Below are 26,955 nucleotides of genomic sequence, written 5' to 3'. Positions count from 1 at the left end.
GTCATGAGCAACAACAGTCGTCGAAATTTTCTGAAGCAGAGTGGCGCGCTGCTGGCCGCCAGCACGCTTCCCCTTACTATGGTGGAACTGGCGTTTGGCAAGGGCAGTGAGGACAGGTTCACGTTTGCCTATATTTCCGATTCGCACATCACCCAGATCAAGGGCAACAGCTTTGTGCACAACTGGGATCGTGGCCTGATCCGCGCGGTAGCGGAAGCCAATCTGCTGGACCCGCGGCCGGACTTCGTGTTTTACGGTGGTGACATTGCCCAGCTGGGCAAGCCGGAAGAAATCGATCACGGCCTCGAAATCCTTGGTGGCCTGCGCGGCAAGCTGCACTATGTCATGGGTGAGCACGACTACTACGTCGACCTCGGCGAGTACTGGCGCAAGCAACTGGGCCCGGACCACTACAGTTTTGACCACAAGGGTGTGCACTTCGTGGTACTCAACAGCATCCTGACCCACGAAAGCTGGATGCACAGGAAATGGGATTCCGGCATGGACCGCATGAAGCAGATGGCGCGCCTGGATAACCCGGACGGACAGCCCTTCATGGTTGGTGACACGCAGCGTGAGTGGTTAAAGAAGGACCTGGACAAGGTCAGCAAGGATACACCGGTGGTGGTGTTTTCCCACTCGCCCCTGCAGAAGATCTACAAGGGCTGGAACTTCTGGACTGACGATGCCGAACAGGTACAGGCATTACTCAAGCCGTTCGACAAGGTGACGGTGCTGTACGGGCATGTGCACCAGATACAGACCAACCAGATCGGTAACATCAGTTTCCACTCGGCGATGGCAACGGCCTGGCCCTGGCCCTACCCGGAGAGCTACCGGCAAAAAGCCAGTTACCTGCCGAAGCTGACGGTCCATATGAACCGGGCCGATCCGTTCTTTGAGCGCGATGCGACCGGCTGGCAGTTTATCGATGTGCACAGTGGACGGGTGGATATGAATTACATCCTGCCCGACAACACCAATCGCAGGGTCGTGTATGACGAGAAGGCCGGGCATCCCGTGGACACGAAGTACCAGGCACCGGCCAACCGTATTCCACCCCAGAAACACTTTTAACAGGGAGCAGCTGATGATGAAGAAAAAATCCATTCGAGGTCTCGCGGCGGTTGCATCCATGTTACTGGCCACACAGATTACCTTCGTACAGGCCGATGAGTTTACCGATGAAGACCTTGCGCGCTGGCAGCAGGAATACATGGCGGTAGTCAAAAAGGGCGATAAACTGTTTCACGGCGGTTTGGCCAGCAACAACACGGTGTCCTGCGACCAGTGCCATCCCAATGCCAGCAATACCCATCCGGAGACCTATCCGAAGTTCCAGCAACAGCTGGGTCGGGTGGCGGAACTGTGGGAGATGATCAACTGGTGTATCGAAAACCCGCTGGAAAGCAAACCGCTGGCGGCCGACGACCCGCGCATGATCGCCCTGCAGGCGTATATCGCCGAGGAGCGCAAGGGCGCTGTGCTGGCGCCGGGTAAGCACTGACGGGTAGTGGATTTCCTGCTGGAGCGGGACAGCGCAGTCGACTATGATGCGCCGGGTGTCCCTGGGCCTGCTCAACAAACTGCGCATGCAACTCCGCTTCCGTCGCTACCGCCGGCGCAAGGAAGCAGCGGAAATCCGTTTCATGCAGTCACTGCCGCTCAGCGGGCGGACGGTGATCGATATTGGCGCCAACAAGGGCGTGTACAGTTACTGGTTGTCCCGCTCGGCAGGCCCGCAGGGCCGGGTGATTGCCTTCGAGCCGCAACCTGAACTTGAACAACACCTGCGGGATGTTGTTAGCGGTTTTGCCTTGTCCAACGTCGAACTGATCGCCAGCGCCCTGTCGGCGCAGCCCGGTGAGGCGTGCCTGTACCGCCGCTGTGTCGGTGCGGGCGATGCCTCGTTCGAGGCCATGCCGGGGGCTGAAACTGTCACGGTACCTTGCACCACGCTGGATGATTTTGTCGCGACGTCCGGTGTCGGCGATGTGGCCTACATCAAGTGTGATGTTGAAGGACACGAACTGGCGGTGATGCAGGGTGCTGAACACACACTGAAACGCTGGATGCCGGTATTGCAGGTGGAGTGTCACCACCGCGAGGCTGCGCAGGGCGATTTGTTCGCGTTCCTGGCAGGGCTGGGCTATGAAGGGTTTTTCATCCACCACGGGCGGCGTATCCCGTGTGCCGAATTCGATCGTCATCCCTGCCGCAAGGCGACCACCGATCACCGCAACTACCTGTTCGTTTCCGCCCCCGTGCGTGGCGGAGAAACAAACCCGGACGGGTAGTGTATAATACTGGGTTTTATCGTTCCCGTGACGAAAAATCCATGATATTCAGCGTGTCAGGGGAACCTTGATGAAACCGCCATGCCGGCGCAGGCCGGCATCCAGATCCATAATATTGACATTTTGAGCATGCCTTACCAGACCGACGATCTGAGAATTGTTGAAATGCGCGAAGTGGTTCCCTACGCGGAACTGCAGGCCGAATTCCCGGTAACGGAGGCGGCTGCGCGCACCACCCACGACACCCGCCAGGCGATTCACCGCATTCTCCACGGTGAGGATGACCGGATGCTGGTTATTGTCGGCCCCTGTTCCATCCATGATCCTGCCGCGGCACTGGAATACGGTGACCGCCTCAAGGCCGTGCGTGAGCGCCTTGCCGATGATCTGCTGATTGTGATGCGTGTGTATTTTGAGAAGCCACGCACCACGGTCGGCTGGAAGGGCCTGATCAACGACCCGGGTCTGGATGGCAGTTTCAATATCAACAAGGGTTTGAGGCTGGCGCGAAAACTGTTGCTTGATCTGAATGACAATGGCGTTCCTGCTGCAACCGAATACCTTGACCTCATGTCGCCGCAGTATGTTTCGGACCTGATCAGCTGGGGCGCGATCGGTGCGCGTACCACGGAGAGTCAGGTGCATCGCGAACTGGCATCGGGGCTGTCCTGCGCCGTGGGCTTCAAGAACGGCACGGACGGCAGTATGACGATCGCCATCGATGCGATTCGTTCCGCTTCGCAACCGCACAACTTTCTGGCACTGACCAAGCAGGGACACTCGGCCATCTTCTCAACGGCCGGTAATGAAGACTGTCACATCATCCTGCGCGGTGGCCGTGAACCGAACTATGACGCCGCCGGTGTGGCCGCTGCATCGGACCAGCTGGAAAAAGCCGGGTTGCCGGCACGCCTGATGATCGATTTCAGTCATGGTAACAGCAGCAAACAGTTCCAGCGCCAGTTGCTCGTTGGCGAAGACGTGGCAGGACAGGTTGCAGCCGGCGACGAGCGCATTATCGGCGCGATGATCGAAAGCCACCTCCGGGAGGGGCGTCAGGATTGTGTGCCGGGTGCGGAACTGGAGTATGGCATGAGTATCACCGATGCCTGCATCGGCTGGGATGATACGCTACCGCTGCTGGACACGCTTGCTGACGCGGTGCGCAGCCGGCGGGAGCAGAAAATGCAGGCATCAGCCTCAGGAGCATCCGCCTAGAACTACCGTCATGCCGGCGTATGCCGGCATCCAGTACTACCCCGCCAGCTTGCGTTCCCAGTCGAGCGATGTCTTGACGATGAAGTCGAGATCGTCGTAGCGTGGTGTCCAGCCCAGTACATCGCGCGCCCTGTCCGCCTTTGCGATCAACGCTGGCGGGTCACCGGCGCGGCGTGCTTCCTCGATAACCCTGATCGGCGTGCCATTGGCGCGGTTCACGGCATCGATCACTTCCCTGACGCTGTAACCGTGGCCATAGCCGCAATTCAGCGTCACGGAGTCGCCGCCCCCGGCCAGGTAGTCCACGGCCTTGATATGCGCATCGGCCAGGTCATCGACGTGGATATAGTCGCGTACGCCGGTACCGTCCGCTGTCGGGTAGTCGGTGCCGAAGACATAGAGCTGTTCACGCTTGCCGACGGCAACTTCGGCCGCCACCTTGATCAGCAGCGTGGCCTTTTCCGTGGACTGACCAATACGACCTTCCGGGTCGGAACCGGCCACGTTGAAATAACGCAGAATTACGTGGCGCATATCGGTGGCCTCGCCGAGATCGCGCAGCATCATCTCGCTCATCAGTTTTGAGGCGCCATAGGGGTTGATGGGCGACAGCGGGCTGTCTTCGGTGCATAGCGAATCGTCGGGAATGCCATACACGGCTGCCGTCGAGGAAAAGATGAAATGTTTTACCCCGGCTTCCGAGCAGCACTCGAGCAGGCTGCGGGTGCAGCAGGTGTTGTTGCCGTAGTACTTGAGCGGCTTCTCGACCGATTCCGGAACGATGGTGTGGGCGGCAAAGTGCAGCACGGTATCGACGTTATGCTCGGCGAGCAGTTTGCTGACCAGTGCCTTGTCACCGGTGTCGCCTTCAACAAAGTCGGCGCCGATCACGGCATTGCGGAAACCGGTGGAAAGATTGTCGAGTACGACCACCGGCCGCCCGGCCCCGGTCAAGGTACGTACTACATGACTGCCGATATAACCGGCGCCCCCCGTAACAAGAATTTTGCTGTCTGACACTGCGTGGTTTCCTTCGGTTCAGGTTTTGATGTGGCGCATCATAGCGGCATTTACCGCCAAATTCATGGGGCGTCGCCCTGGCGCTTGAGCATGGCGCGCATGGCGTGATCGGAATACATGTCGTCCAGCGACAGGGACTGGCCGTTCTCCGTCACAATACGCGCATGGAAGCGCTTGAGTTCGCGGGGTTCGCGCACACCGCAGGAGTGCGAAATAACCCCGATCTCATACACCATGTTTTTCACGTAGTTGGCCACGCGTTGCGCCTTGATCTTCGGCACCAGGCCTTTCTGCAGGCGGCGATCATGGGTGGTGATGCCGGTCGGGCAGTTGTTTTTGTTGCAGTTGAGTGCCTGGATGCAGCCCAGCGCGAACATGAAACCGCGCGCCGACACCACGAAGTCAGCGCCCACACACAGTGCCCAGGCCACTTCCGCGGGGGTAACCAGTTTGCCCGAAGCAATCACCTTGACGCGGTCTTTCAGGCCGTGCTCGCTGAGTTTATCGGTGACCAGCGGCAGGCTTTCCTGGATGGGCAGGCCCATATAGTCCATCAGGCTCATGGGGGAGGCACCGGTACCGCCGTCAGCGCTGTCGATGGTGATGAAGTCGGGTGCGGCCTGCTGGCCGCGTTTGTTGATTTCGCGAAACAGTTCGTCCAGCCAGCCGTAGGCGCCGATAACAGCCTTGAAGCCGACCGGCTTGCCGGTCACTGTGCGGATACGTTCGATCATGTCCAGCAGGTCGGCGGTGGAGTTGATATCCGGGTGACGATTGGGGCTGATGGAATCCTGGCCAACGGGGATGCCGCGGATCTGTGCAATTTCCTCTGTTACCTTGACGGCGGGCAGAATGCCGCCCTTGCCGGGCTTGGCGCCCTGGCTGAGTTTGATTTCGAACATCCTGACCTGCTCGTGTGCGGCAACCTCGCGCAACCTGTCGTCGCTGAGATTGCCGTGCTCATCGCGGACACCGTATTTTGCCGTGCCAATCTGGAACACAATGTCAGCGCCACCTTCGAGATGATAGGGCGACAGGCCACCTTCCCCGGTATTCATCCAGCAACCACTCTTTGCCGCACCGGCTGACAGCGCCTGCACGGCGGGCTTCGAGAGCGCGCCGTAGCTCATGCCGGATATGTTGAACAGTGAATCGGTGATGTAGGGTTTTTCGCAGTCCGGGCCAATGGTGACTTCACGTGTCTTTGCCGCGTCGGTGCCCAGTGTCGGGAACGGACAATTGACAAAAAGCACCGTTCCGGGCGGGGACAGGCTGCGGGTCGAGCCGAACGCGGTCGTGTTATCAAGGTCCTTTGCGGCGCGGTAGACCCACGAACGGTCAGCGCGGTTGAAGGGCATTTCCTCGCGATCCATGGCGAAGAAATACTGGCGGAAGAATTTGCCCAGCTCTTCAAAAAAGTAGCGGAAATGTGCAATGACCGGGTAATTACGGCGGATGGCCTGTTTGGTCTGGGTAACATCGACGATGTAGACAATAACCAGACTGATGATGACCAGTCCCACCAGAATGACAAAAAACGACGCCATAAACTCCAGTGCGAGGAACATAAAGCCTGTGTCCGGCATGCTCATTTTCAACATTCTCCCTGTTTTTATCCGTCCCGTGTGTCATCTAACCGGCTTAACGGCAAATTACCGCAACATTGTAGCCTGAGCACTTCGGAAATCTGGTTTTTTCACTACAATGGCGGGCATGAGTATAGATCCTGGCCGTATTTCCGTGGCGCCGATGCTGGACTGGACCGACCGCCACTGCCGCTATTTCCTGCGTCTGGTCGCACCTTCGGCGCGGCTGTTTACCGAGATGATCACCACCGGCGCACTGGCACACGGCGATCGTGAACGGTTTCTGCGTCACGATCCGGCGGAACACCCGCTTGCCATTCAGCTGGGGGGGAGTGACCCGCAGGCGCTGGCGCAGTGTGCCGTCTGGTCGGAACAGGCGGGCTTCGACGAAGTGAATCTCAATGTTGGTTGCCCGAGTGACCGGGTGCAGTCGGGGCGTTTTGGTGCCTGCCTGATGCTGGAGCCGGGTACGGTGGCGGCATCTGTTTCCGCCATGCGTGAAGCCGTGGATATTCCGGTGACGGTCAAGTGCCGCCTTGGTGTGGATGAGTACGACAGTTACGCGATCCTGCATGACTTTAGCGCACAACTGGTCGAAGCCGGGGTGTCGCGGCTGTATGTGCATGCACGCAAGGCCTGGCTGAAGGGCCTCAGTCCCAAACAGAATCGCGAACTGCCGCCGCTCGATTACCAACGCGTGTACCGCCTGAAGCAGGATTTTCCCGGGCTGGAGATTCACCTCAATGGCGGTGTGACGCGCCTGGAAGAGGTTGTGACACACCTGCAACAGGTCGATGGCGTGATGATCGGTCGCGAGGCGTATCACAACCCCTGGCTGCTGGCGCGGCTTGAAGCAGGACTCTCCGGCAGTTCAGACTTGCCCACGCGCCATGAGGTCGTTTCCCGCCTGTTGGCCTATGTGGAAAAACAACAGCAAGAGGGCGTGCGGTTACACGCCATCACCCGCCACATTCTCGGACTGTTCCAGGGTTGTCCCGGCGCGCGCGCCTGGCGGCGTACCCTGAGTGAACAGGCGCATCAGCCAGGTGCGGGTGTCGAAGTCATCGAGCGGGCGCTCGCGATGACGAATTAATCATACTTTCCCTAAAGGTATGACTGAATCCACTGCCTGAGCGCCCGTGCGTCCATGGCGCCGGCCTGACGCGCGACTTCACGCCCGTTTTTGAACACGGCGAGCGTGGGGATGCTGCGGATGCCGTATTTCGCCGCAGTCTGTTGTGCCTGTTCGGTATTGAGTTTGGCGAGGCGTACCCGTGGTTCGAGCTGTGCGGCAGCGGATTCGAAATGCGGTGCCATCATTTTGCACGGGCCGCACCAGGATGCCCAGAAATCCACCACCACGGGGATGTCGTTTTTGCTGATATGGCGGGCAAAGTTCCCATCCATCAGTTCAACCGGTTGCCCGGTGAATAACGGACGTTTGCATTTACCGCAGGTCGGTTTGTTATCGAGCCGGTCCGCGGGGATACGGTTGATGGTATTGCAGTGCGGGCAGACCAGATGAATCGGTTGTGTCACGGGCAGTTGCTCCCTGTCTGAGTACGGTTGCTACCCAGATGGGGATGAATCCGGTGGATTCAAGGCGGTTAATGCGCTTGCGGGTTCCTGTCGAGGCTTTTCGAGACGATTTCAAAGACATCCCTGGACAACCCCTCGCAGGACAGGATGCGTTCCAGCTGTTGTGTCATGAGCTGCTGGCGGGCCGGATCGTAACGCTTCCAGCGGCTCAGGGCGCTGACCAGGCGGGCGGCAACCTGCGGGTTCATGGGATCCAGTTCAAGTACACGGTCGGCGAGGAAGCGGTAACCGCGTCCGTCGGCGGCGTGGAAGCGTACCGGGTTACCCTGGCAGAAGCGCCCGATCAGTGCGCGCACCTTGTTGGGGTTCTTCAGGGTAAAGGCCGGGTGCTCAAGCAGCGCAGTCACGCGCTCCAGCGTATCGGGCAGGCGCGATCCCGCCTGGATAGCGAACCACTTGTCGACCACCTGCGGGTCGTGTTTCCATTGTGTGTAAAACTGTTCCAGCGCCTGTTCGCGTTCGGGCAGATCGTGTTGCGCCAGGGTGTTGAGGGCCGCCAGGGTGTCCGTCATGTTACCGGACTGTTCAAACTGTTGCAGGCACATGGCCCGGGCCTGTGGGTTTCCACTTTCCAGCATCCACGAAAGGCACAGGTTTTTCAGCGAGCGTTGCGCCATGGATGCTGCATCAAACCGGTAGGCCGCATCGCTTTGCAGTGCCTGGTAGCGCGCGGCAAAGTCATCGTAGAGTTGTTCGGCGAGGGTCTCCCTGAAATACATACGTGCAGCATGAATGGCGTCGACATCGACGCTTTCACACTGGTCTGCCAGGTAGGCTTCGGACGGCAGGCTCAGTGCCTGTGCAATCAGGGCCATGTCCAGTTGCGGGTCGTTAAGCGTGGCGCGGAACGCCTCGATCACGGTTGCATTGATGTTTAACGGCTGTTGCTTTTGCGAGGCATCGACCAGCCCCAGAAGGACATCGATGGCCAGCGTTTGTCCGGCATCCCAGCGGTTGAACGGGTCCGTGTCGTTGGCGAACAGGAAAGCGAGCGTTTGTTCGTCATGCGGCATGGCAAGGCGTACCGGCGCCGAGAAGCCGCGCAGCAGTGAGGGCACGGGTTTGTCTGCGATGTTGGTGAAGGTGAAAGATTGTTCCTGTTCGCGCAGTTCCAGCAGGATTTCCTGCCGCGCTGCGGTCGTGTCCGGACTGCCTTCGAGCTGCAGGGGCAGCGCAGCGCCATCCGCAGACAGCAGCGCAGTCAGCACCGGTATATGGAAGGGCTGTTTGTGCGGCTGTCCCGGGGTGGCGGGGCAGTGCTGGCGCAGTGTCAGCTGATAGCGCTGTTGTTGTGCATCGTAGTGTTCTTCAACCTCGATGACAGGTGTGCCGGCCTGGCTGTACCAGCGCTTGAACTGTGTCAGGTCGAGCCCGCTGGCGTGTTCCATGGCGGCGACAAAGTCATCGGTCGTCACGGCCTGGCCATCGTGGCGGTCGAAATACAGGTCACAGGCCTGGCGAAAGGTTTCCGCGCCGAGCAGCGTACGGATCATGCGCACCACTTCGGCGCCCTTGTTGTAGACCGTGACCGTGTAAAAGTTGCTGATCTCGATATAACTGTCGGGCCGTACCGGGTGTGCCATCGGGCTGGCGTCCTGGGCGAACTGGTGTGCACGCAGGACGTTGACGTCATCGATGCGCTTCACTGGCCGCGAGTTCAGGTCAGCACTGAATTGCTGGTCACGGAACACGGTAAAGCCTTCCTTGAGGCTGAGCTGGAACCAGTCTCGGCAGGTGACCCGGTTGCCGGACCAGTTATGGAAGTACTCGTGGCCGATAATGCTCTGGATGTTGTAGTAGTCAGCGTCCGTGGCCGTCTGCGGGCTGGCCAGTACACAGGACGCATTGAAGATGTTGAGGCCCTTGTTCTCCATCGCGCCCATGTTGAAATCGTTGACCGCCACGATCATGAAAATATCCAGGTCGTACTCGCGACCGAAGCTATCTTCATCCCAGCGCATGGCCTGTTTGAGCGAGGTCATGGCGTGACCGCACTTGTGGCGGTTTTCAGGTTCCACGTACAGGCGGAGATCGACCTTGCGGCCGGAACGGGTGGTGAACTCGTCCTCGATGCAGGTCAGATCGCCCGCCACCAGCGCAAACAGGTAACTGGGTTTGGGAAACGGGTCTTCCCAGCTGACCCAGTGACGGCCGTCATCGAGTTCGCCCTGTTGCACCGGGTTGCCATTGGATAGCAGTACCGGGTAGCGCGCCTTGTCGGCAACCAGGGTGGTGGTGTAGCGCGCCATGACATCGGGACGATCGGGAAACCAGGTGATGCGTCGGAAGCCTTCGGCTTCACACTGGGTGCAGAACATATTGCTGGAAACATACAGGCCTTCCAGTGCGGTATTGCTGTCCGGGTGGATACGGGTTTCAACCTCAACGACAGCACGTTCAGGCATGTTTTTCAGGGCCAGCGTCTCATCCTCGATGACCAGGCTGTCGAGGTCGCGTTCAACACCGTCAACGCTCAGGCCGACGAGTTCCAGATCCTTTCCATACAGTGTCAGCACATCGCATTCAACGCTGCAGGCCGGGTTGCGCCTGACGGCCATGCGGCATTGCACGCGTGTATCGGCCGCTTCCAGCTCAAAGCGCAGCGCTACCGTTTCAACCAGGTAGGCGGGCGGACGGTAGTCAGACAGGTGTATCGCGCGCGGCGTCGAAGGTGTGCCTTGTTTGGCGGGTTGGGCCATGGTGTCATCCAGTGGGACAGTCAGCAGAGTGCGCCATTGTAGTGATCGCGGCTGGCTACCGCCACAGGGCTAGAGTGCGCGCAGTGCCGTCAGGATATCCTCGGGTTCCATACGTGATGTGTAGTTTTTATCAATGTGCGCGGCACGCACGGTTCCCTCCCGGTCGATAACGTAGGTGGCAGGTAGCGGCAATTGCCAGCTGTCGTCCTGGTTGGCGGCGGGCAGGTCAAGGCCCCATTCCAGGTACAGGGGGCGCAGGGTTTCGTGGACGTCCATGATGAGGCCGTAGTCAGACGCGATGCTGTTGTGCAGGTCGGACAGGACATCGAATGACAGGTTGAGTTTTTCCGCATGTGTCAGCGAGCTGTCCGGGCGTTCCGGGGAAATGGCGATCAGGCGGGCATTGCAGGCCTTGATGTCGTCCATGCGCTGCTGCAGGGCATTCAGTTCCAGGTTGCAGAACGGGCACCATGAGCCGCGGTAGAAACTCAGTACCACCGGACCGTCGCTCAGGGCATCAGCGAGTGTCAGTTCACCGCCGCGCACGGAAGGCAGGGTGAAATCCGGTGCCTTGTCGCCGGATGTTACTGCGCTGGCGCCGGTATCCGATGCAAGGAGGTCTTCAAAGGCCTTGCCGACAATTTGCTGCTGGTCCTGCGGCAGATTGGCGACGAAGGCTTCGAGTGTCTGGCGGGTTTGTTGCGAGAGGGTTGGCTGGCTCATTTTGGTGCGCTCCGTGGATAGTCAGTAAGCTAACTTGTTTCAGGGGGTGAAAAAAGCACCCGGATCTACAATCCGAGCAACCATTTCCGCGTACGTTCAACCATTCTGTCAATGATTTCCGGATCATTAAGTCCGTTTGCTATCAGACACATGCCCTGTAAATTTGAAGTAAATTGCAGGGCCAGGTCCTGCGCATCCGGGCGGTCCATTTCGATAAACTGCTGCTCGGACCACTCCAGCGTCACCTTCAGAAGTGAACCCGACATTTCTTTCAGCCGGGTGTCGGAGCGTCGTAATTCGTAGGACAGGGTACCGAGTGTGCAACCGCACTCGGCCAGTTCGGCCCGGTTGAGAACGGGGTATTCGAGGAATTTCAGCAGTCGGTCCCTGGGGCTGGCTTGTTTTGAACAGGTGACCAGCCACTCACGGGCAGTGTCAATCCGTGTCCGGACGATGGTTTCACCGATTTCTTCCTTGGTTTTGAAGTAGTAATAGACGTTTCCGAGCGGCACGCGGGCCTCTTTGGCAATATCCGAGAGCGTGGTTTGTTTGAAACCCTGGCGTAGAATCAGCCGGTCTGCTGAATCAATCAGACGTTCACGCTTGTCGCTGGTTCTTCCCATAAGTAACAATAATTCCTGTAGGTCTATTCAGGCACCATAATTGTGCACTCAGGCGTCAATTGCAAGCCAGTCAGACGGGGTTGAATATCAGAGCGGGTCTGAAAGTGCTTTTGCCTTGAACAATAACAAGATACTGTTAGCCTATACGTTCGTCCAGCCTGGGTCTTACACAGGTCGTACCAGCGGGAGCAGGGGAGAAGCAGGGTATGTCCATCATGGATTTCGACTATATCGAGGCCGTCACACAGGCCGATTCAGTGGATGCCCTGCATAAAGCCTGTGCAGCGCTGTGTGAGGCCTATGAGTTTGACCGTTTCATCTACGGTGCCCGCATCCCTACCTCGTTTGTTAAACCGTATTTTATTTTTATCAGTGGTTACCCGAAGGAATGGCGGGATCATTATACCCGCAACAATTACATGGTCGTCGACCCAACGGTCGAATATTGCGCCCACCACGTCACCCCGTATCACTGGGATGGAGAAAGCCTTGGGAACTCCGGCAATGATGAGATCCGGCGCTTCATGAGTGAGGCACATGACTTCGGCATAAAGAGCGGTGTCAGCTTTCCTGTGCATACTGCGCAGGGCGACTTTGCCATGCTGAGTTTTGCCAGTGAGCACACACGTGTTGCTTCCGGGCCGCGTCTACAGCGGGTGATGCCGATCGGGCAGTTGTTTACGGCCTATCTTCACGAAGCGGTGCGCCGTGTCTTTGACTCTGATGTATTGACGCTCAGCAAGGTGGATCTCACCGGCCGTGAAAAGGAATGCCTGCTATGGGCAACCGAGGGCAAGACGGCCTGGGAAACCTCGCAGATTCTCAGTATTTCCGAGCGTACCGTCACCTTCCATCTTCAGAATGTTCAACACAAGCTGGGTGTCAACAACCGTCAGCAGGCGGTTGCCCGCGCGGTTGCGCTGGGTATCATTGAACCGCAATTTGTTTGACTTTCTAACCAGTGTGCGTTCATAAATTCAGGATGATTTCTCTCGCAAAGACGCAGAGCGCGCAAAGATACAAGAGATTGTTTTAATTCCTGGTGTGCCCTGCGTCTTTGCGAGAGTGTATTGTTTGGGGGTGGATACTAATCCCTGCTGCAACCTGTTATATCTGACAGTTACACCTGACCGAGACAAACGATTAACTGTCCCCCGTGTTCACAGGGAGGACAGGCCATGTGCAAGATTCTACTGGGTGGCGGCGACGCCCCGCGTTTTGCTCCAAGTGTACTGCTGGATATGTTCGCATTCCGTCACCAGGTGTTTTACCGAAAGCTGGGATGGGAAGTACAGACACGCTACGAACTCGAATATGACGAATTCGATGATATGGATCCTGTCTACATGGTCGCCGAAGATGATGCCGGTGCGATGGAGGGTTGCTGGCGTCTGCTGCCCACCACGGGTCCTTACATGTTGCGGGATACCTTTCCCCGGCTCCTGGGCGGCGAACGGGCACCGAGTGACGATCACGTATGGGAGTTGAGCCGTTTTGCCGTTGCCACGAGCGAGGACGCTGCCGTTCAGCAGGCACCCCTGAATGACATCACCCTGAGCATGATCCGCAAGGTCTACGATTTCGCGATAGCCCACGATATCAGCGAATATGTCACCGTGACCAGCGTAGCACTGGAACGGCTTCTCAAACGCACGGGTTTGCCCATCCGTCGATTCGGCAACGGCAAGGCACAGCGTGTTGGAAAGGTACTGACCGTGGCCTGTCACGTGGACATTAACAATCAGTTCCGCGACGTGGTCTATCCCGACCACGACGCATTCACCCGGGCGGCCTGATCGTCCAGTGAGCAGTAATAAACCCAATATTCTCGTGGTCGGGGATGCCCGGGAAGCCGCAGCGCTTTTCAGCAGACCCGGCACCACGGGAGTCCGTTTTTCCCGTTGCGCAAAGGGCAACGACATGGCGACCTCGCTTCGCCAACCAGGACGGCGATATGACTGGATTCTGGTCAGTGCAGCGTCGTTTGACGGGGACGAAAAGGATTTAATCCGGTCCCTGAGCGCAACGGGATTTTTTACTTCGCAGGAAAGCCTTGTCGCGAACCGCTCGTGTGGCGTGGAGTGGCTTTCAGATGGCAGATTGCAGATGCATTGTTGCCGACAGCACATCCCGTCAAAGTCGTGCGCCAGTTCGCAGTATGAGGCGCCGGAGACTGATAGCTTGGTGTTCGAATATCAGGCGCCGGTAAAGCGCGTCAGGTAATACGGGCGGTCTTTAGAGTGAATATACGCGACGCATCTTTCTGGAAGGATATTGATTCCATATTCATGCTGAAGCAGGAACAGCCTGCAGGCGTACCCGGTGATGTGGCGGGTACAAAGTACTGTGACTACCACGCGCTGATGGATCGTTGTGAACAGGGACTGAAGCGGGCATTACGCACGGGGCGGGGCGTTATGTTGCTGGTTATCCGTTTCAGGCGAATCGGTAAAAGGCTTGGGGAAAAGGATGACAGGGTGCTGGAGCTGGCCTGTCAGCGTGTCTGCAGTTGTCTGAGGTCCTGCGATTCGGTCTGCAGGCTCGATGACGGCAGGCTGGCGATACTCACAGAGGATGTGGCAGAGCCCGGGCTGGCAGCCCTCATGATTGAAAAGCTGCATGCGGCCATTACGCCGTCCCTGCGTATCGGGAACACCCGGGTGAAACTGGCATTGTGTGTGGGGGTTGCATGCCACCCGCAGGACCGGGGAGATGCGATGCAACTGTGGCGGATGGCGGCATTGCGCGCAGGTCAGGCATATAAAAACTGCACGGATGCGGTAACCGCACCAGGGGTTGTTGCCGGAAATCACGCAATGGAGCATCACAAGGTGATCAGGGAGTTACATCAGGCCTACAGGAACGGTGAGTTTGTTGTGGTTTATCAGCCAGTGTTCGACATGGACAGTCGCAGGCTGGTCGGGATGGAAGCCTTGTTGCGCTGGCAACCGGACAAACAACATGCCTTGTACCCGGCGGAGTTCCTCGGCTTGCTGGAAGAGAGCGGCCTCATTGTCCCGATCGGCGAAAAAGTGCTGCACGACGCCTGTCAGTTCGCCGCCGAGTTGCAGAAAGCCGGACATGGCGGGGTGCGGATGTGTGTCAATATTTCAGGACGGCAACTGGAGGATGGCGGGTTTATCCTCTCGGTTCTGGATGCCATCTACGATGCGGATATTGCCCCGCAGCTGCTGCAACTGGAGTTGTCCGAACAGGTGTTGAAGGATCACGCCGGCACACTTTCACAACTGTTACCGGAAATCCGGCACACGGGTATCAGCATTGCGATTGATCACTTTGGTGTAACGGAACTGTCGCTGGCAGACCTGGTGCGGCTGCCGGTATCGCTGATCAAAATGGACCGCTCGCTGGTCGAGGGTGTGATGGACGATACTGTCGCCCGGGCGATTGTATCGGGGTCAATGGCCTTCGCACGTGGTGCCGGCATTGACGTCGCGGCCGTGGGCGTGGAAGCCGACGATCAGCTCAGCCTGCTGAATGGCATGGGCTTCAAGGAGGTCCAGGGGTGCCTGTTCGCTTCTCCCGGATCCGCCAGGGGTATCCTCGACGCATTGCCCGATAGATAGCGTTCAGGCGGCCAGCGTCCTGTCGCGGGCGCGGTTTTCCCACATGGATTGCGCCAGCTTGAGTGATGCTTCCTGCGTCTCTGCCTTACCCATGAGTTGCAGTGCGATGGCTGCCGTACTGATAACAGCCGCTTCACCATACTCATCCTCGATCTCGCCGCGCCACAGACGAGCCAGGCGCTGTACGTCGAGTTCATCGTCCTTGACGTGGCGCTGTTTGAACATGGCAGGCCATTCCTCTTCTGTCAGCTCACCGTGGTGGACACGTTGAACAAGACAGGGGATATCCGGGTTGCGTTCGATTTCTCCCCCTTCGCCCTTGATCACGGCAACGCGGGATTCGCCCAGCAATTGTGCCGCCTCCTGGTGTACCGGCCGGTAACCCGGGTGGAAAATGCCCTGCATGACATTCACCGCGCGAAAAGGGTTGATGCTGCGTGCCACAGTATGTACCGGTGAACGCAGCCCCATCAGCGGGCGCAGTTCGATGATGTCGTACATTTTCGGGCACAGGAATTCGATGTCCAGGTAAGCAAAGTTATCACGCTTCATGCGGCTGCAGGCCTCGGCAATGGAGGTGCAGGGAGCGATGCCGAGTGCATCCAGCACGTCGCGCGTATAGATGCGGCCATTGGTGTGGCCACTGGCGCCATGCATGAATACGGTGGTACCGTTTTCGGCCAGCAACAGCGTGGACAGAATGAACCACGGCAGGTGACGACGTTTGCCGGCATAGGACGACCAGTCCAGATCGACCTGTGGGGCGTCCCCTGGAATCTCGATACAGTCACGGGTGGCACGCACGAAACCGGCGACTTCCTCCGGTGTTTCCTCTTTCATCCGCATCAGCATCAGGAAAGCGCCCATCTGTACCGGTTCGACTTCGTCCCTCAGAATCATACACATGGCTTTCCAGGCTTCTTCCTCGGTCAGTGGACGGGCCCCGTTTTTCCCCTTGCCAATGATGCGGATGTATTCAGCAAAAGGATGTTCTTCGTAGGATGTCATCTGAACCATGGTCGTATCTCGCAGTGTGGAATCACGTAGAAAGTGTAAGGAAAACAATTTGATGCTGGCTAAAGGATAACGCCGAAAGGGTTTCGTTGGAAGTCGTGGTGTTCAGCCGCGAACCATTAGAATCAGAAAAATAACAAAGCCAATCACTGCGGCAATCGGCAGTAGTGCGGCTTTCCAGTCGTCGCCTGACCCTTTTGGGCCGTGCTTCATCATGTGGTTTGCGGCTGGCCACAACTTCACGATCATAATGATCAGGAAGATTGCCAGCAGGATTTTTGACCACATTGGCATAGTTCAGAACCCCGACAGGCAACAGGCCATGCCCGGAGACATGGCCTGCACGATTGCCAGGGAAGCCCTGATTAATTCGAAATTGTCATTCCGGCGCCGGCCGGAATCCAGAACATTCAACACCGTGGATCCCGGCCTGCGCCGGGATGACGAATTAATCAGACCTTCCCTGAATATTTACAGATCAGTCGCGCCCCGAGAAGGCGGACAACAGGTGCAACAGGGCAACAAACAGGTTGTACAGATTCAGGTACAGGCCCACGGTTGCGCGGATGTAGTTGGTTTCGCCACCGTTGACGATACGGCTGGTGTCAAACAGGATCAGGCCGCTCATCAGCATCACGATAGCCGCAGAAATGGTCAGCTGCAGTATCGGCATGGCCAGGAAGATATTGGCCACGGCAGCAATCAGTACCACGATCAGACCGGCGAACAGGAAGCCGCCCATGAAACTGAAGTCGCGCTTGCTGGTCAGCGCATAGCCTGACAGCCCCAGGAACACAATGCCGGTTCCGCCCAGCGCCGTGCCGACGATACGACCGCCGCCAGGGATGGCGAGGTAATAGCTGAGCATCGGTCCGAGTCCGAAGCCGAGCAGACCGGTAATGGCAAACACCACAAAAATGCCGGCCGTGGAATTCTGGGTGCGTGGCAGTACCAGCCAGATCAGCGCCAGTGCGCCAAGCGATGCGAACATCGACATGCCGGGGGAAACCGCCATGTTCATCGACAGGCCCGCCGTCAACGCACTGAACAGCAGCGTCATGGACAGTAATATATAGGTATTTTTCAGTACCTTATTGGTCGAAATGGCTGAGCCTTGCGACCGGATTACCGTGCTATCGATTCGATTCATTTGCTGTGACTTCCTCTTTTAACGAAATATTGAGATTCATTATACCCGAGTTGCCGGGTTTGACGAGCTATATGGGGTTAAGTTCCCGATTTTCAATGCAGGCTTCCCGAAACCGGGCCGAATCGTATATCCTTGCGCCTCTGCTTTCCGGAGAGGTGACTGAGCGGTTGAAAGTACCGGTCTTGAAAACCGGCGAGGGTTTACGCCCTCCGAGGGTTCGAATCCCTCCCTCTCCGCCATGTAACACCAAACACCCCAGGTAGCTCAGTTACCTGGGGTTTTTTGTATCTGCCAGCTGGAATGTGGTGTTACATTCTGGCGAGACATCAGGGTAGCAACCGCAGCATTTATTCAATGTATCTGGAATTGCTCCTTAATTCTATAGTATTGCCGTCCCTGAAATTGCTTGTGCGGCCTGGGCGAAATACCTCGCAAACTACCTGCAGTTCAAAGCATTAGCTTCGTGTTACAGGGGGTATAGTGGAATTTAAACTTGTACGGCAATCTGCCGTATATTATGGTAGCTATACCTTACGAATCACCCAGAGGGCAGGACGATGGCCACTGTAGTACGCGAACGTATCGAAATGCGAGTAGACGCGGAAACCAAGACGCTGGCGGAGCGCGCCTCAGCGGCGATGGGTTGTGCGTCGCTGACGGAGTTTATGGTACGGCTGATTCGCGAACACGCCCCGGAGATCTTGCAGCACGAGGCTTCAATCCACCTCGCCAATACGCAGTTTGATGCCTTTATTGAGGCTTGCAGCGATTCGGAACGCAAGCCCGGCCCGCGTATCCTTGAAGCGGCGAAACGACTGGACGAAGAAGGTTTCTGATTGGCGCTCACACAGGCGTTTGTTTTAGTCGAGCCTGACCGGCACGCTGTAAAAGTCTTCGACTGCGGAAAGCCGGCGATGAATCAGTTTCTGGCGCGCTTCGCGGCAAAGCATATGAAACTGGGCATTAGCTCGACATGGGTGTTGGCCGACGAAAATGCCACATCCAAAGCATCTGTTGCCGCCTATTACACGCTATCGACAGCCACGGTAACCCGCGAAGAAATCCCCATCAATAAGTGCTTGCCTCGCTATCCGGTTCCCGTTGTGTTGCTCGCCAGGCTCGCTACCGACCGTCGCTACCAGGGCCGTGGCCTTGGCGGAAAAACGCTGGTTTCGGCACTTCGTAAAAGTGTTGAACTAACCCATAGCGGTCTTCCTGCGGTAGGTGCAATCCTTGATGTATTGGACAGTGATGCGCTCGGTTTTTATCAGCATTATGAAATTTTTGAGCCATTCACGGATGATCCGATGCGACTCTTTGCTCCCATGGCGGTGCTACAACAGATCTAGTTCCCCTGGCGCGCTGCACCAGTTCATTGCCGAATCCCTCCCTCTCCGCCAACGTACTGAAAAACCACTTGTTGTCCAAAATTCTGCGGGATATCGCTGTTTGGCGACTGTGACGGGTTGTCGTGGGACAGGTGAGTAGCCGGATCACAAAACGCTTTTCAGACTGAAGATTCAGGCTGGACTGGCCGATAGTCTATGGTGTTTGGCAACATTCAACATCGGCTTAATGGATCACCAGGAATTTAAACGCTCAGGGTTACTGGCCTGGCTGCTGTCGCAGCCGGTCAACCGACTACTGGTATCGAGTTTTATCCTGGTTGCATTGATACCGGCAGTTTTTATTGCCGCGACGCTGTACAACACCGCGTGGAAAGACGCCTGGCGCGAAATCAACGAGAAGCATCAGCTGCTGGCCATGAACATGGCGGCACCCATATCCATTTACATCAATGACCACCGGGCTGCCCTGCGGCTACTCGCCGATGCCATGATGGAGCTGGATGGCACGCCCGATGCCGAGACACGCAAGCGGGACCTGGTGCGGCTGGCCCGTGATCAACTGACCGGTTTCCGTGCCCTGAGTATTGTGAGCCGTGACGGCGACATCCTGCTGAGTTCCCAGTCGGATGAATGGGTGCCGAAACACCGTGATGCCTACCTGAACGAAGCCTGTTTTATCAGCACCCGGGATACGGGTGAACCCAGACTCTCCGGGATACAGGCCAGTCCCCTGGACGGCAAACCGACGCTGGTTCTGAGTCAGCCGGTTAAAAACACAAAGGGTGCAATTGAGTCGGTACTGATCAGCGAGTTGCGTATCAGTCTGATCGAGAAATTACGTCGTAATATACACTTCGGGGAACGTGGCCACTCGGCCATTGTCGACCAGAACGGTCGCGTTATCGCCCACCCCAACCCCGACTGGATGAAGAGTATGCGTGATCTCTCACACCTTCCGGTGGTCAAGGCCATGATGGGCGGGAAAACGGGTGTCACCGAGTTCTATTCGCCTTTTGTTAAACAGAACATGGTCGCCGGTTATACCTCGGTACCGGACATCGGCTGGGGCATCATGGTGCCCCAGCCCAAATCCGAAATTGAGCACCAGGTGTACGTGCTGCTGTACCCGCAGCTTGCGTGGGGGTTGCTGGGTGTTGCACTGGCCATTGGTACCGGTATTGCGTTGACGCGCTGGATTACCCGACCGTTAAACAGACTGGCCGAGTATGCCAACGCCCTTGCCGGAAATGATTTTGAAGGTCGTGTGCCGGGTGCGGCAGCGGATGCCCCGCAGGAAATACGTCAGCTGAACCGGGTGCTCAGTGAAGTTATCAGCGGTCTGCAGGACTCGCGTGAAGAGTTTGATACTCTCAATCACTCATTGCACCAGCGGGTTGAAGAGGCTACGCGCGAACTGTCCGACGCAAACCTCGAACTGGCGCAACTGGCCAGTCGCGACCACCTGACAGATCTTGCCAACCGGCGTCATTTCGAACATCGCCTGACCGAGAGTCTGGGGCAACCGGGCAATGATGATGTACTGCTCTGCCTGCTGTTAATCGATGTCGATCACTTTAAATCGGTAAACGATCAGCACGGTCACGCTGCCGGCGATGCGGTGCTGACACAGGTTGCAAAAATTCTTCGTGAATCGACACGCCAGGAAGACCTGGTGGCGCGCTACGGCGGTGATGAATTTGTAATCAAGATGCATGCCACACGAGACATCAGCCGGCGTCGTGCTGAAGAAATTCTCGCCAGAGTTGAGTCCAGCACTTTTGTCTGGAAGGGCCGTCAAATCAACGTGACGCTCAGCATGGGGCTGTACTGTTACTCGGGTGCCGAGCTCAGCCACGATGAGTTGTTGCTGAAGGTCGACAAGGCCATGTACAAGGCAAAGAAGCGTGGCCGCAATTGTGTTGTCGAACTGGATGATGCCTGACACCCGTGCAAGTTCACGACAGGCTTCATTTCGATCGCTGGACGGTGTGAATATGTGGCGGCATAATCCAGCGGTCTGTTTGCGGTTTTTTGCGGGCAGATGCGCTTGCATTTCAAGGGATGAACTGCAATTTCAGTAAAACAGGGCACACAACCACAAGGAACGAGGGTTATGGAATCACAAATTCGTATTTTACTGGTTGATCACCAGTCACTGGTCCGTTGCGGCATACAGCGCCTGCTTGAGGACGATCCACAGTTTAGCGTTGTCGGAGAGGCCTCCAGCGGGGAGGAGGCCGTTGAGCTTTCACGCAGTATAAATCCGGACGTTGTACTGATGGACGTACAGATCCCCGGTATCGGCGGTATGGAGGCCACCCGGCGTATACGCCATGCCTGCGCGGACACCCGCGTGGTGGTGGTCACCGTCGAGGTGAATGATCCTTTCCCTGCCCAGTTGCTGGAAGCCGGGGCCTCCGGCTACCTGACCAAGCATTGCGATGTTGAGGAAATCACCGGTGCTATCCGTGCCGTTGCGCGCGGAGAGCGTTACATCAGTGCGGATATTGCCCGTGAGATGGCCCTGTCCATGCTGCCGGGCACGGCGCAGTCCCCGTTTGACCGGCTCTCGCAGCGCGAAATGCAGGTCATGCTGATGGTGACGCAGGGGCAGAGTGTGCACGATATTTCCGATCACCTGTGCCTGAGTCCAAAAACCGTCAGTACCTACCGTTATCGCCTGTATGACAAGCTGGGCGTCGAAAATGATGTGGAATTGACCCATATGGCCATTCGACATGGCATTGTGTCGTGTGCCGTACCAACCTGATGGGAACCAGGGGCGTTTTGAATTTGTAAGAAAATGGCGCATTTCCCTTAAGAAGTGCACAGAACTGTCGTTAAACCACAACAGGTCACAGAGACAGGCTGTAGTGCGATGGCGGTATTGCGTCCCTTTGCAAGGGCAGAAGACAACCCGGTGGATGTGTTGCTGGTTGATTCCCGTCGACTCGTGCGGCAGAGTATCCAGCGCCTGTTATCAGACTCTGACTACCTTGCCGTCAGCGGTGAAGCGTCCAGTTGTGATGAAGCCATACGCCTGGCGCGTACCCGCCCGCCACATGTCGTCATCCTTAATCTACCGGGGGCGAGTGTGGATATCCTCGATGGTGCCCGCAAACTTGGCCGCCAGTTCCCGGAAATCCGGGTACTGGTACTGGCAGACGAAGCGGACATCATTATCCAGGAACGCCTGCTGCAGGCCGGCGTTGCAGGTTGCATCAGTAGCGGGTGCTCACTGGCGGAACTGATTTCGGCGATTGATACTATCCTGTCCGGTGAGCGTTACCTGAGTGATGTGCTGGCGCAAAAACTGGCGGAACGTCGATTGCCCGGCCGGGCAGGTTCGCCGTTCGACCCGTTGACGCACCGTGAGATGCAGATTTTGCTGCTGGTGGTCGAGGGCAAGAATACCCGCAGCATTGCGCGTGCCCTGTGCCTGACGCAGAAAACCGTGAATGGCTATCGTCACCGACTGCTGGGCAAACTGTCTGTCGACACGGAAGTGGCGCTGACGCACCTGGCCATTCGCGAAGGGCTGATCCGCATCCCCCAAATCAGCTAGAATTCCCCGAAAACCTGAAACAGTTCCGTGATTTGCCGCTTTTCAGTGGTAATATCCGGCCATGGACGAAGTCGAGCAGTCTTCAGGATGGGGAAAATCATGAACGAACCGACACGTATACGCGCGCCGGAGTTGCCGGAAAATCTGGACTGGTTCAATACCGAAGAACCACTGACGCTTGCCAGTCAACGTGGCAAGGTGGTGTTGCTGGATTTCTGGACCTACTGCTGCATCAATTGCATGCACGTGTTGCCTGACCTGCACTATCTGCAGAACAAATACCCGGACAGTCTGACCGTGATTGGCATGCACTCGCCAAAATTCGAGAACGAGCGCGTCGGCGAGCAGCTGCAAAAAGCGATCAACCGGCACCACATCCGTCATCCCGTTGCCAATGACACCAAATTCCAGATGTGGCGCGCCTACGGCATCAAGGCATGGCCCTCGATTATTTTTATTGACCCGGAAGGCTACGTGGTGGGCATTCTCAGGGGAGAAGGCCGCCGTCAGCAACTTGATGAATTGATCCGCAAACATCTGGATGCGGCAGAAGAGAAGGGTGTGCTCGCACCTTCACCCTTGCCCGCGGCAGTTCGACCGGAACCGGAATCCCCGCTCAGTTTCCCCGGCAAGGTACTGGCAACACGGAACAACCTTTATATTGCTGACAGTGGGCGCAATCGCATTCTTGAGACCTACCACGACGGCAGGATACGGCGTATTTTCGGCAGCGGAACCGGTGGTATGCTGGATGGCAACGAAACCGCTGCCATGTTCAATAACCCGCAGGGCATGACCCTGGTGGGCGACTTCCTCTATGTCGCGGATACCGACAACCACGCCATCCGTCGCATCCATCTCAAGACGGGTGATGTCATGACACTGGCCGGTGACGGCAAGCAGGGTCGTTACGTGGCCGACAGCTTCCGTGAGCCGCTCGAAGCACAGCTCAATTCACCGTGGGACCTGACCTACCACGAGAGTAACCTGTACATTGCCATGGCCGGGCAACACCAGATCTGGCGGATGAACCTGAATCATCTTGCCATTGAACGCTTTGCCGGTTCCGGTCGTGAGGACATCGTCGACGGGCCGATCGAATCCGCCTGTTTTGCCCAGCCTTCGGGCATTACCGCGCTGGACAATACACTTTATATTGCCGATGCCGAGACCTCCGCGATCCGTGTCCTGCGTATCGAGCAGGGAACCGTGAGCACCCTGGTCGGCAAGGGTCTGTTTGATTTTGGTGATCGTGACGGTGTCGGGCAGGAAGCACGCCTGCAGCACCCGCTGGGTATAACGGTTGACCCGGAGCGTAATGCACTATGGATAGCGGATACGTTCAACTCAAAAATAAAGCGCATGGACCTGCTGGCCAACGAGGTCAGCAAGTTTAAATTCGGGGTCAGGCTTGATGAACCCGGCGGGCTCAGCCTGTTCCGCGACAAGCTGTTTATTGCCAATACCAATGCCCACCAGATTGTCATGCTTGACCTGAGCTCACGCATGGCCCAGGTGGTGAATGTCCGCGAACATGACTGAATACGTATTCGATGAAAATTGCCGGCGTTGCGAGCGGTTGAGTGGTTTCCTGCAACAGGTGTCGACGCAATACCCGGATTATTTCGCCCGCCCGGTGCCAGCGTTTGGCGACCCGGATGCTGGCTTGCTGATTGTCGGGCTGGCGCCTGGCATGCACGGCGCAAACCGCACCGGACGGCCATTCACCGGTGACCATGCAGGGATACTGTTGTATCGCACGTTGTATGAATGTGGTTTCAGCAACCAGCCGGAGTCGATAGCGGCTGATGACGCGTTACAGCTCAACAACTGCCGTATCACCAACGCGGTAAAGTGTCTGCCGCCCCAAAACAAGCCGATGACGCAGGAAATCAAACAGTGCAACGATTTCCTGCGCGCCGAGCTGTCCGCCATGCGCGCCGGCAGTGTGGTGCTGGCGCTTGGCAAAATTGCCCACGACGCTGTTCTGCGCAGTCTCGGTCTGCCGTTATCAAAGTACCGTTTTGCTCACGCCGCCGTGCATTCGCTGGAACCGTTCACACTGCTGGACTCCTACCATTGCAGCCGTTACAACACCCAGACGCGGCGCCTCACCGATGACATGTTCCGTGCGGTCTTCCAGCAGGCGCAAACACTGCTTGAGCACTGAACGGCACTTCAGGGCAGGGTCCGAATGAGCGCGAAGGACGACGAAACAGCCTTTGATGCCGGCAGTTTCCTGAAAAACCTGACCTCGCGCCCCGGTGTCTACCGCATGTTCGATGCGACCGGGCAGGTGTTGTATATCGGCAAGGCGCGTAACCTGAAAAAGCGTGTCTCCAGCTATTTCCGTGGCAGCGGACTGCCCCCCAAGACACGCGTGCTCATGAAACAGATGGCGCATGTCGAGGTCACGGTGACGGGCACGGAAGCCGAAGCGCTGTTGCTCGAGAACAACCTGATCAAGCTGCACCGGCCGCGCTACAACATTCTGCTCAGGGATGACAAGAGTTACCCCTATATCTATCTCAGTACCGAGGAAACCTTCCCGAGGCTGACGTTTCACCGTGGCGCACGCAAGGGCAAGGGCCGTTACTTCGGGCCTTACCCGAGTTCCGCTGCCGTGCGTGAAAGCCTGCACCTGCTGCAGAAGATGTTTCGTGTCCGGCAGTGTGAAAACAGTTTCTTCAGCAACCGCAGCCGCCCCTGTCTGCAGTACCAGATAAAGCGCTGTACCGCGCCTTGCGTGGGCCTGATATCGCCCGAGGACTATGCCCAGGATGTGCGTCATACCATCCTGTTTCTCGAAGGCAAAAGTACGCTGCTGAATACTGAGCTGGTGCGCAGGATGGAGGCGGCCGCGGCCGACCTGGACTATGAGCAGGCGGCCGTCTACCGTGACCAGATTGCGAGTCTCAGTCGCATACAGGAGCGCCAGTATGTCAGTGGCGAGTCCGGTGATCTGGATATTGTCGCAGTGGCAGTGTCCGGCGGGCTGGCCTGTGTGCAGGTATTTTTTATCCGCAACGGTATGAACCTCGGTAACAAGGTGTTCTTCCCGAGGATTCCACAGGACAGCAATGAACAGGACGTCCTGTCGGCCTTCGTTGCCCAGTACTACCTGGAGCACCCGGTTCCGGGGCGGATTCTGCTCAGCACCGAACTGGAAGATACAGCGCTTCTGACCGGTGCACTGAGCGAAAAGGCAAAACACAAGGTGCTGCTGTCCTCAAAGGTGCGTGGTGAACGTGCGCGCTGGCTGCAGATGGGCGTGGAGAATGCCGGCCAGGCGCTTGCCGCGCGCCTGGGCAGCCAGGCCGGCATGCAGCGGCGCCTGCAGCTGTTGCAGGAAATGCTGAAGCTCGATGCGGCGCCACAGCGTATCGAGTGCTTTGATATCAGTCACAGCCAGGGGGAGGGCACGGTGGCGTCGTGCGTGGTGTTTGACGCCGAGGGGCCGCGCAAGTCGGACTACCGGCGTTTCAACATCAGCGATATTACCCCGGGCGATGACTACGCCGCGATGGAGCAGGCGCTGTTGCGCCGCTACACCCGTCTGAAAAAGGAGGATGCACTTCTCCCTGAACTGTTGCTGATCGATGGCGGCAAAGGGCAGGTCAGTTCCGCGCAGAAAGTCATGGAAGAACTGCAAATCACGGAAATTATGCTGGTGGGCGTCGCCAAGGGGCCGGAGCGCCGTGCGGGCATGGAAATCCTGCATATCCCGGCCCAGCAACGCGAACTGGACCTTGCTCCGGATTCACCGGCCCTGCACCTGGTGCAGCAGATCCGCGACGAGGCGCATCGCTTTGCCATCACCGGTCATCGACAACGGCGTGCCAAAGCGCGCAATGTCTCCCCGCTGGAAGGCATACCCGGTGTCGGGCCACGCCGCCGGCAGCAGTTGCTCAAACACTTCGGCGGCATGCAGGAGGTGGCGCGCGCCGGTGTCGAGGACCTCGGCAAGGTGTCCGGCATCAGCCGTGAGCTGGCGCAAAAAATCTATGATACTTTCCACGGATAGGACACAATAAAAAGTATGCTCTGGACCATACCGAACATCCTGACCGTTTTTCGCATTGCGCTGATACCGGTGCTGGTGCTGGTGTATTACCTGCCGTTCAGCTGGGCGAACGTGGCCGTGACGGCACTGTTCGGGCTGGCCGCCATTACCGACTGGTTTGACGGCTACTTGGCGCGCAAACTGCAACAGGTGTCCCCGTTTGGCGCGTTCCTCGACCCGGTCGCCGACAAGCTGATCGTGGCCGTGGTACTGGTGCTGCTGGTACAGAGCAACCCGGCCTGGTGGTTCGTGGTGCCGGCGGCCGTCATTATCGGCCGGGAAATCGCGGTGTCGGCCTTGCGCGAATGGATGGCGGAAATCGGTGAGCGCGCCCAGGTGGCTGTTTCCGTTATCGGAAAAATCAAAACCACGGTGCAAATGATTGCCCTGCTGCTGCTGCTCTACCATGCCCCGATCGGACCGTTGCCGACGCGGGAACTGGGGATCACCCTGCTGTATCTG

26 protein-coding genes and 1 tRNA gene are annotated in these 26,955 nt (G+C 57.5%); 18 read left to right on the top strand and 9 right to left on the bottom strand.

The annotated features are described in order from the left end of the window. The first annotated feature begins 3 nt into the window (after positions 1–3). The 4 genes from ACW81B_RS05275 to aroG all read left to right on the top strand — a co-directional run bounded on the left by ACW81B_RS05275 (position 4) and on the right by aroG (position 3,515). Positions 4–1,077, top strand: a complete 1,074-nt coding sequence (locus ACW81B_RS05275) for a metallophosphoesterase family protein (protein WP_491579170.1) — start codon at positions 4–6, stop codon at positions 1,075–1,077. Between the two features lie 13 nt (positions 1,078–1,090). Then, positions 1,091–1,507, top strand: coding sequence for a hypothetical protein (locus ACW81B_RS05270; RefSeq protein WP_491579169.1), 417 nt, complete (start codon positions 1,091–1,093; stop codon positions 1,505–1,507). Positions 1,508–1,550: 43 nt separating this feature from the next. Next, entirely contained in the window at positions 1,551–2,297 is a 747-nt protein-coding gene (locus ACW81B_RS05265; protein ID WP_491579168.1) for an FkbM family methyltransferase, read from the top strand. A gap of 129 nt (positions 2,298–2,426) precedes the next feature. Further along, entirely contained in the window at positions 2,427–3,515 is a 1,089-nt protein-coding gene (gene aroG / locus ACW81B_RS05260) for a 3-deoxy-7-phosphoheptulonate synthase AroG (protein WP_491579177.1), read from the top strand. Between the two features lie 36 nt (positions 3,516–3,551). On the opposite strand, the gene galE is transcribed toward aroG, so the two are convergent. Both galE and ACW81B_RS05250 read right to left on the bottom strand, forming a co-directional pair. Beyond that, positions 3,552–4,535, bottom strand: coding sequence for a UDP-glucose 4-epimerase GalE (gene galE, locus ACW81B_RS05255; protein ID WP_491579167.1), 984 nt, complete (start codon positions 4,533–4,535; stop codon positions 3,552–3,554). A 62-nt stretch (positions 4,536–4,597) separates the two neighbouring features. Next, on the bottom strand, positions 4,598–6,127 hold the full coding sequence (locus tag ACW81B_RS05250) for an FMN-binding glutamate synthase family protein (protein WP_491579166.1): 1,530 nt from the start codon (positions 6,125–6,127) through the stop codon (positions 4,598–4,600). 121 nt (positions 6,128–6,248) lie between these two features. Here ACW81B_RS05250 and dusA point away from each other — a divergent pair, with 121 nt between their 5' ends. Next, entirely contained in the window at positions 6,249–7,214 is a 966-nt protein-coding gene (gene dusA, locus ACW81B_RS05245; protein ID WP_491579165.1) for a tRNA dihydrouridine(20/20a) synthase DusA, read from the top strand. Positions 7,215–7,225: 11 nt separating this feature from the next. Here the strand turns inward: dusA and trxC are convergent, their stop codons facing one another. The 4 genes from trxC to ACW81B_RS05225 all read right to left on the bottom strand — a co-directional run bounded on the left by trxC (position 7,226) and on the right by ACW81B_RS05225 (position 11,765). Beyond that, on the bottom strand, positions 7,226–7,660 hold the full coding sequence (gene trxC / locus ACW81B_RS05240) for a thioredoxin TrxC (RefSeq protein ID WP_491579164.1): 435 nt from the start codon (positions 7,658–7,660) through the stop codon (positions 7,226–7,228). A 68-nt stretch (positions 7,661–7,728) separates the two neighbouring features. Continuing rightward, positions 7,729–10,419: an aminopeptidase N gene (pepN, locus tag ACW81B_RS05235; protein WP_491579163.1), complete on the bottom strand. Its 2,691-nt coding sequence runs from the start codon at positions 10,417–10,419 to the stop codon at positions 7,729–7,731. 69 nt (positions 10,420–10,488) lie between these two features. Further along, on the bottom strand, positions 10,489–11,142 hold the full coding sequence (locus ACW81B_RS05230; RefSeq protein WP_491579162.1) for a peroxiredoxin-like family protein: 654 nt from the start codon (positions 11,140–11,142) through the stop codon (positions 10,489–10,491). A gap of 65 nt (positions 11,143–11,207) precedes the next feature. Then, a complete protein-coding gene (locus tag ACW81B_RS05225) occupies positions 11,208–11,765 on the bottom strand; it encodes a TetR/AcrR family transcriptional regulator (protein ID WP_491579161.1) in 558 nt (185 codons plus the stop codon). A 206-nt stretch (positions 11,766–11,971) separates the two neighbouring features. Between ACW81B_RS05225 and ACW81B_RS05220 the strand changes: the two genes are divergently transcribed. From ACW81B_RS05220 to ACW81B_RS05210, 3 genes are all read left to right on the top strand, one after another. After that, positions 11,972–12,715: a LuxR family transcriptional regulator gene (locus tag ACW81B_RS05220; protein ID WP_491579160.1), complete on the top strand. Its 744-nt coding sequence runs from the start codon at positions 11,972–11,974 to the stop codon at positions 12,713–12,715. 228 nt (positions 12,716–12,943) lie between these two features. After that, positions 12,944–13,561, top strand: a complete 618-nt coding sequence (locus ACW81B_RS05215) for an acyl-homoserine-lactone synthase (RefSeq protein ID WP_491579159.1) — start codon at positions 12,944–12,946, stop codon at positions 13,559–13,561. A 444-nt stretch (positions 13,562–14,005) separates the two neighbouring features. Next, positions 14,006–15,352: an EAL domain-containing protein gene (locus ACW81B_RS05210; RefSeq protein ID WP_491579158.1), complete on the top strand. Its 1,347-nt coding sequence runs from the start codon at positions 14,006–14,008 to the stop codon at positions 15,350–15,352. A gap of 3 nt (positions 15,353–15,355) precedes the next feature. On the opposite strand, the gene ACW81B_RS05205 is transcribed toward ACW81B_RS05210, so the two are convergent. The 3 genes from ACW81B_RS05205 to ACW81B_RS05195 form a co-directional block, all read right to left on the bottom strand. Continuing rightward, positions 15,356–16,369: a glycosyl transferase family protein gene (locus ACW81B_RS05205; RefSeq protein WP_491579157.1), complete on the bottom strand. Its 1,014-nt coding sequence runs from the start codon at positions 16,367–16,369 to the stop codon at positions 15,356–15,358. 102 nt (positions 16,370–16,471) lie between these two features. Then, positions 16,472–16,660 (bottom strand): hypothetical protein, encoded by a 189-nt coding sequence (locus ACW81B_RS05200; RefSeq protein ID WP_491579156.1) that lies wholly within the window; start codon positions 16,658–16,660, stop codon positions 16,472–16,474. Positions 16,661–16,844: 184 nt separating this feature from the next. Then, positions 16,845–17,516: a Bax inhibitor-1/YccA family protein gene (locus ACW81B_RS05195; protein WP_491579155.1), complete on the bottom strand. Its 672-nt coding sequence runs from the start codon at positions 17,514–17,516 to the stop codon at positions 16,845–16,847. A gap of 149 nt (positions 17,517–17,665) precedes the next feature. Between ACW81B_RS05195 and ACW81B_RS05190 the strand changes: the two genes are divergently transcribed. The 10 genes from ACW81B_RS05190 to pgsA all read left to right on the top strand — a co-directional run. Further along, positions 17,666–17,755: transfer RNA gene (locus tag ACW81B_RS05190), tRNA-Ser, on the top strand. Positions 17,756–18,073: 318 nt separating this feature from the next. Continuing rightward, positions 18,074–18,352: a type II toxin-antitoxin system TacA family antitoxin gene (locus ACW81B_RS05185; RefSeq protein ID WP_491579154.1), complete on the top strand. Its 279-nt coding sequence runs from the start codon at positions 18,074–18,076 to the stop codon at positions 18,350–18,352. Further along, positions 18,353–18,865, top strand: coding sequence for a GNAT family N-acetyltransferase (locus ACW81B_RS05180; protein ID WP_491579153.1), 513 nt, complete (start codon positions 18,353–18,355; stop codon positions 18,863–18,865). Between the two features lie 226 nt (positions 18,866–19,091). Next, on the top strand, positions 19,092–20,807 hold the full coding sequence (locus ACW81B_RS05175) for a sensor domain-containing diguanylate cyclase (RefSeq protein ID WP_491579152.1): 1,716 nt from the start codon (positions 19,092–19,094) through the stop codon (positions 20,805–20,807). Positions 20,808–20,978: 171 nt separating this feature from the next. Beyond that, on the top strand, positions 20,979–21,635 hold the full coding sequence (gene uvrY / locus ACW81B_RS05170; RefSeq protein ID WP_491579151.1) for a UvrY/SirA/GacA family response regulator transcription factor: 657 nt from the start codon (positions 20,979–20,981) through the stop codon (positions 21,633–21,635). Positions 21,636–21,743: 108 nt separating this feature from the next. Further along, positions 21,744–22,430 (top strand): LuxR C-terminal-related transcriptional regulator, encoded by a 687-nt coding sequence (locus ACW81B_RS05165; protein ID WP_491579150.1) that lies wholly within the window; start codon positions 21,744–21,746, stop codon positions 22,428–22,430. Positions 22,431–22,529: 99 nt separating this feature from the next. Then, a complete protein-coding gene (locus ACW81B_RS05160; protein ID WP_491579149.1) occupies positions 22,530–23,972 on the top strand; it encodes a thioredoxin-like domain-containing protein in 1,443 nt (480 codons plus the stop codon). Next, complete coding sequence (locus ACW81B_RS05155; RefSeq protein ID WP_491579148.1) at positions 23,965–24,600, top strand: uracil-DNA glycosylase; 636 nt, start codon at positions 23,965–23,967, stop codon at positions 24,598–24,600. Before ACW81B_RS05160 ends, ACW81B_RS05155 begins: the two co-directional genes overlap by 8 nt. A gap of 24 nt (positions 24,601–24,624) precedes the next feature. Beyond that, complete coding sequence (gene uvrC, locus ACW81B_RS05150) at positions 24,625–26,454, top strand: excinuclease ABC subunit UvrC (protein ID WP_491579147.1); 1,830 nt, start codon at positions 24,625–24,627, stop codon at positions 26,452–26,454. 15 nt (positions 26,455–26,469) lie between these two features. Beyond that, positions 26,470–26,955 (top strand): CDP-diacylglycerol--glycerol-3-phosphate 3-phosphatidyltransferase (pgsA, locus tag ACW81B_RS05145; RefSeq protein ID WP_491579146.1); only part of this gene is annotated, 486 nt, incomplete at its 3' end.

This window comes from Thiogranum sp. (assembly GCF_058323355.1).
This window is presented reverse-complemented; position numbering and strand designations above follow the sequence as displayed.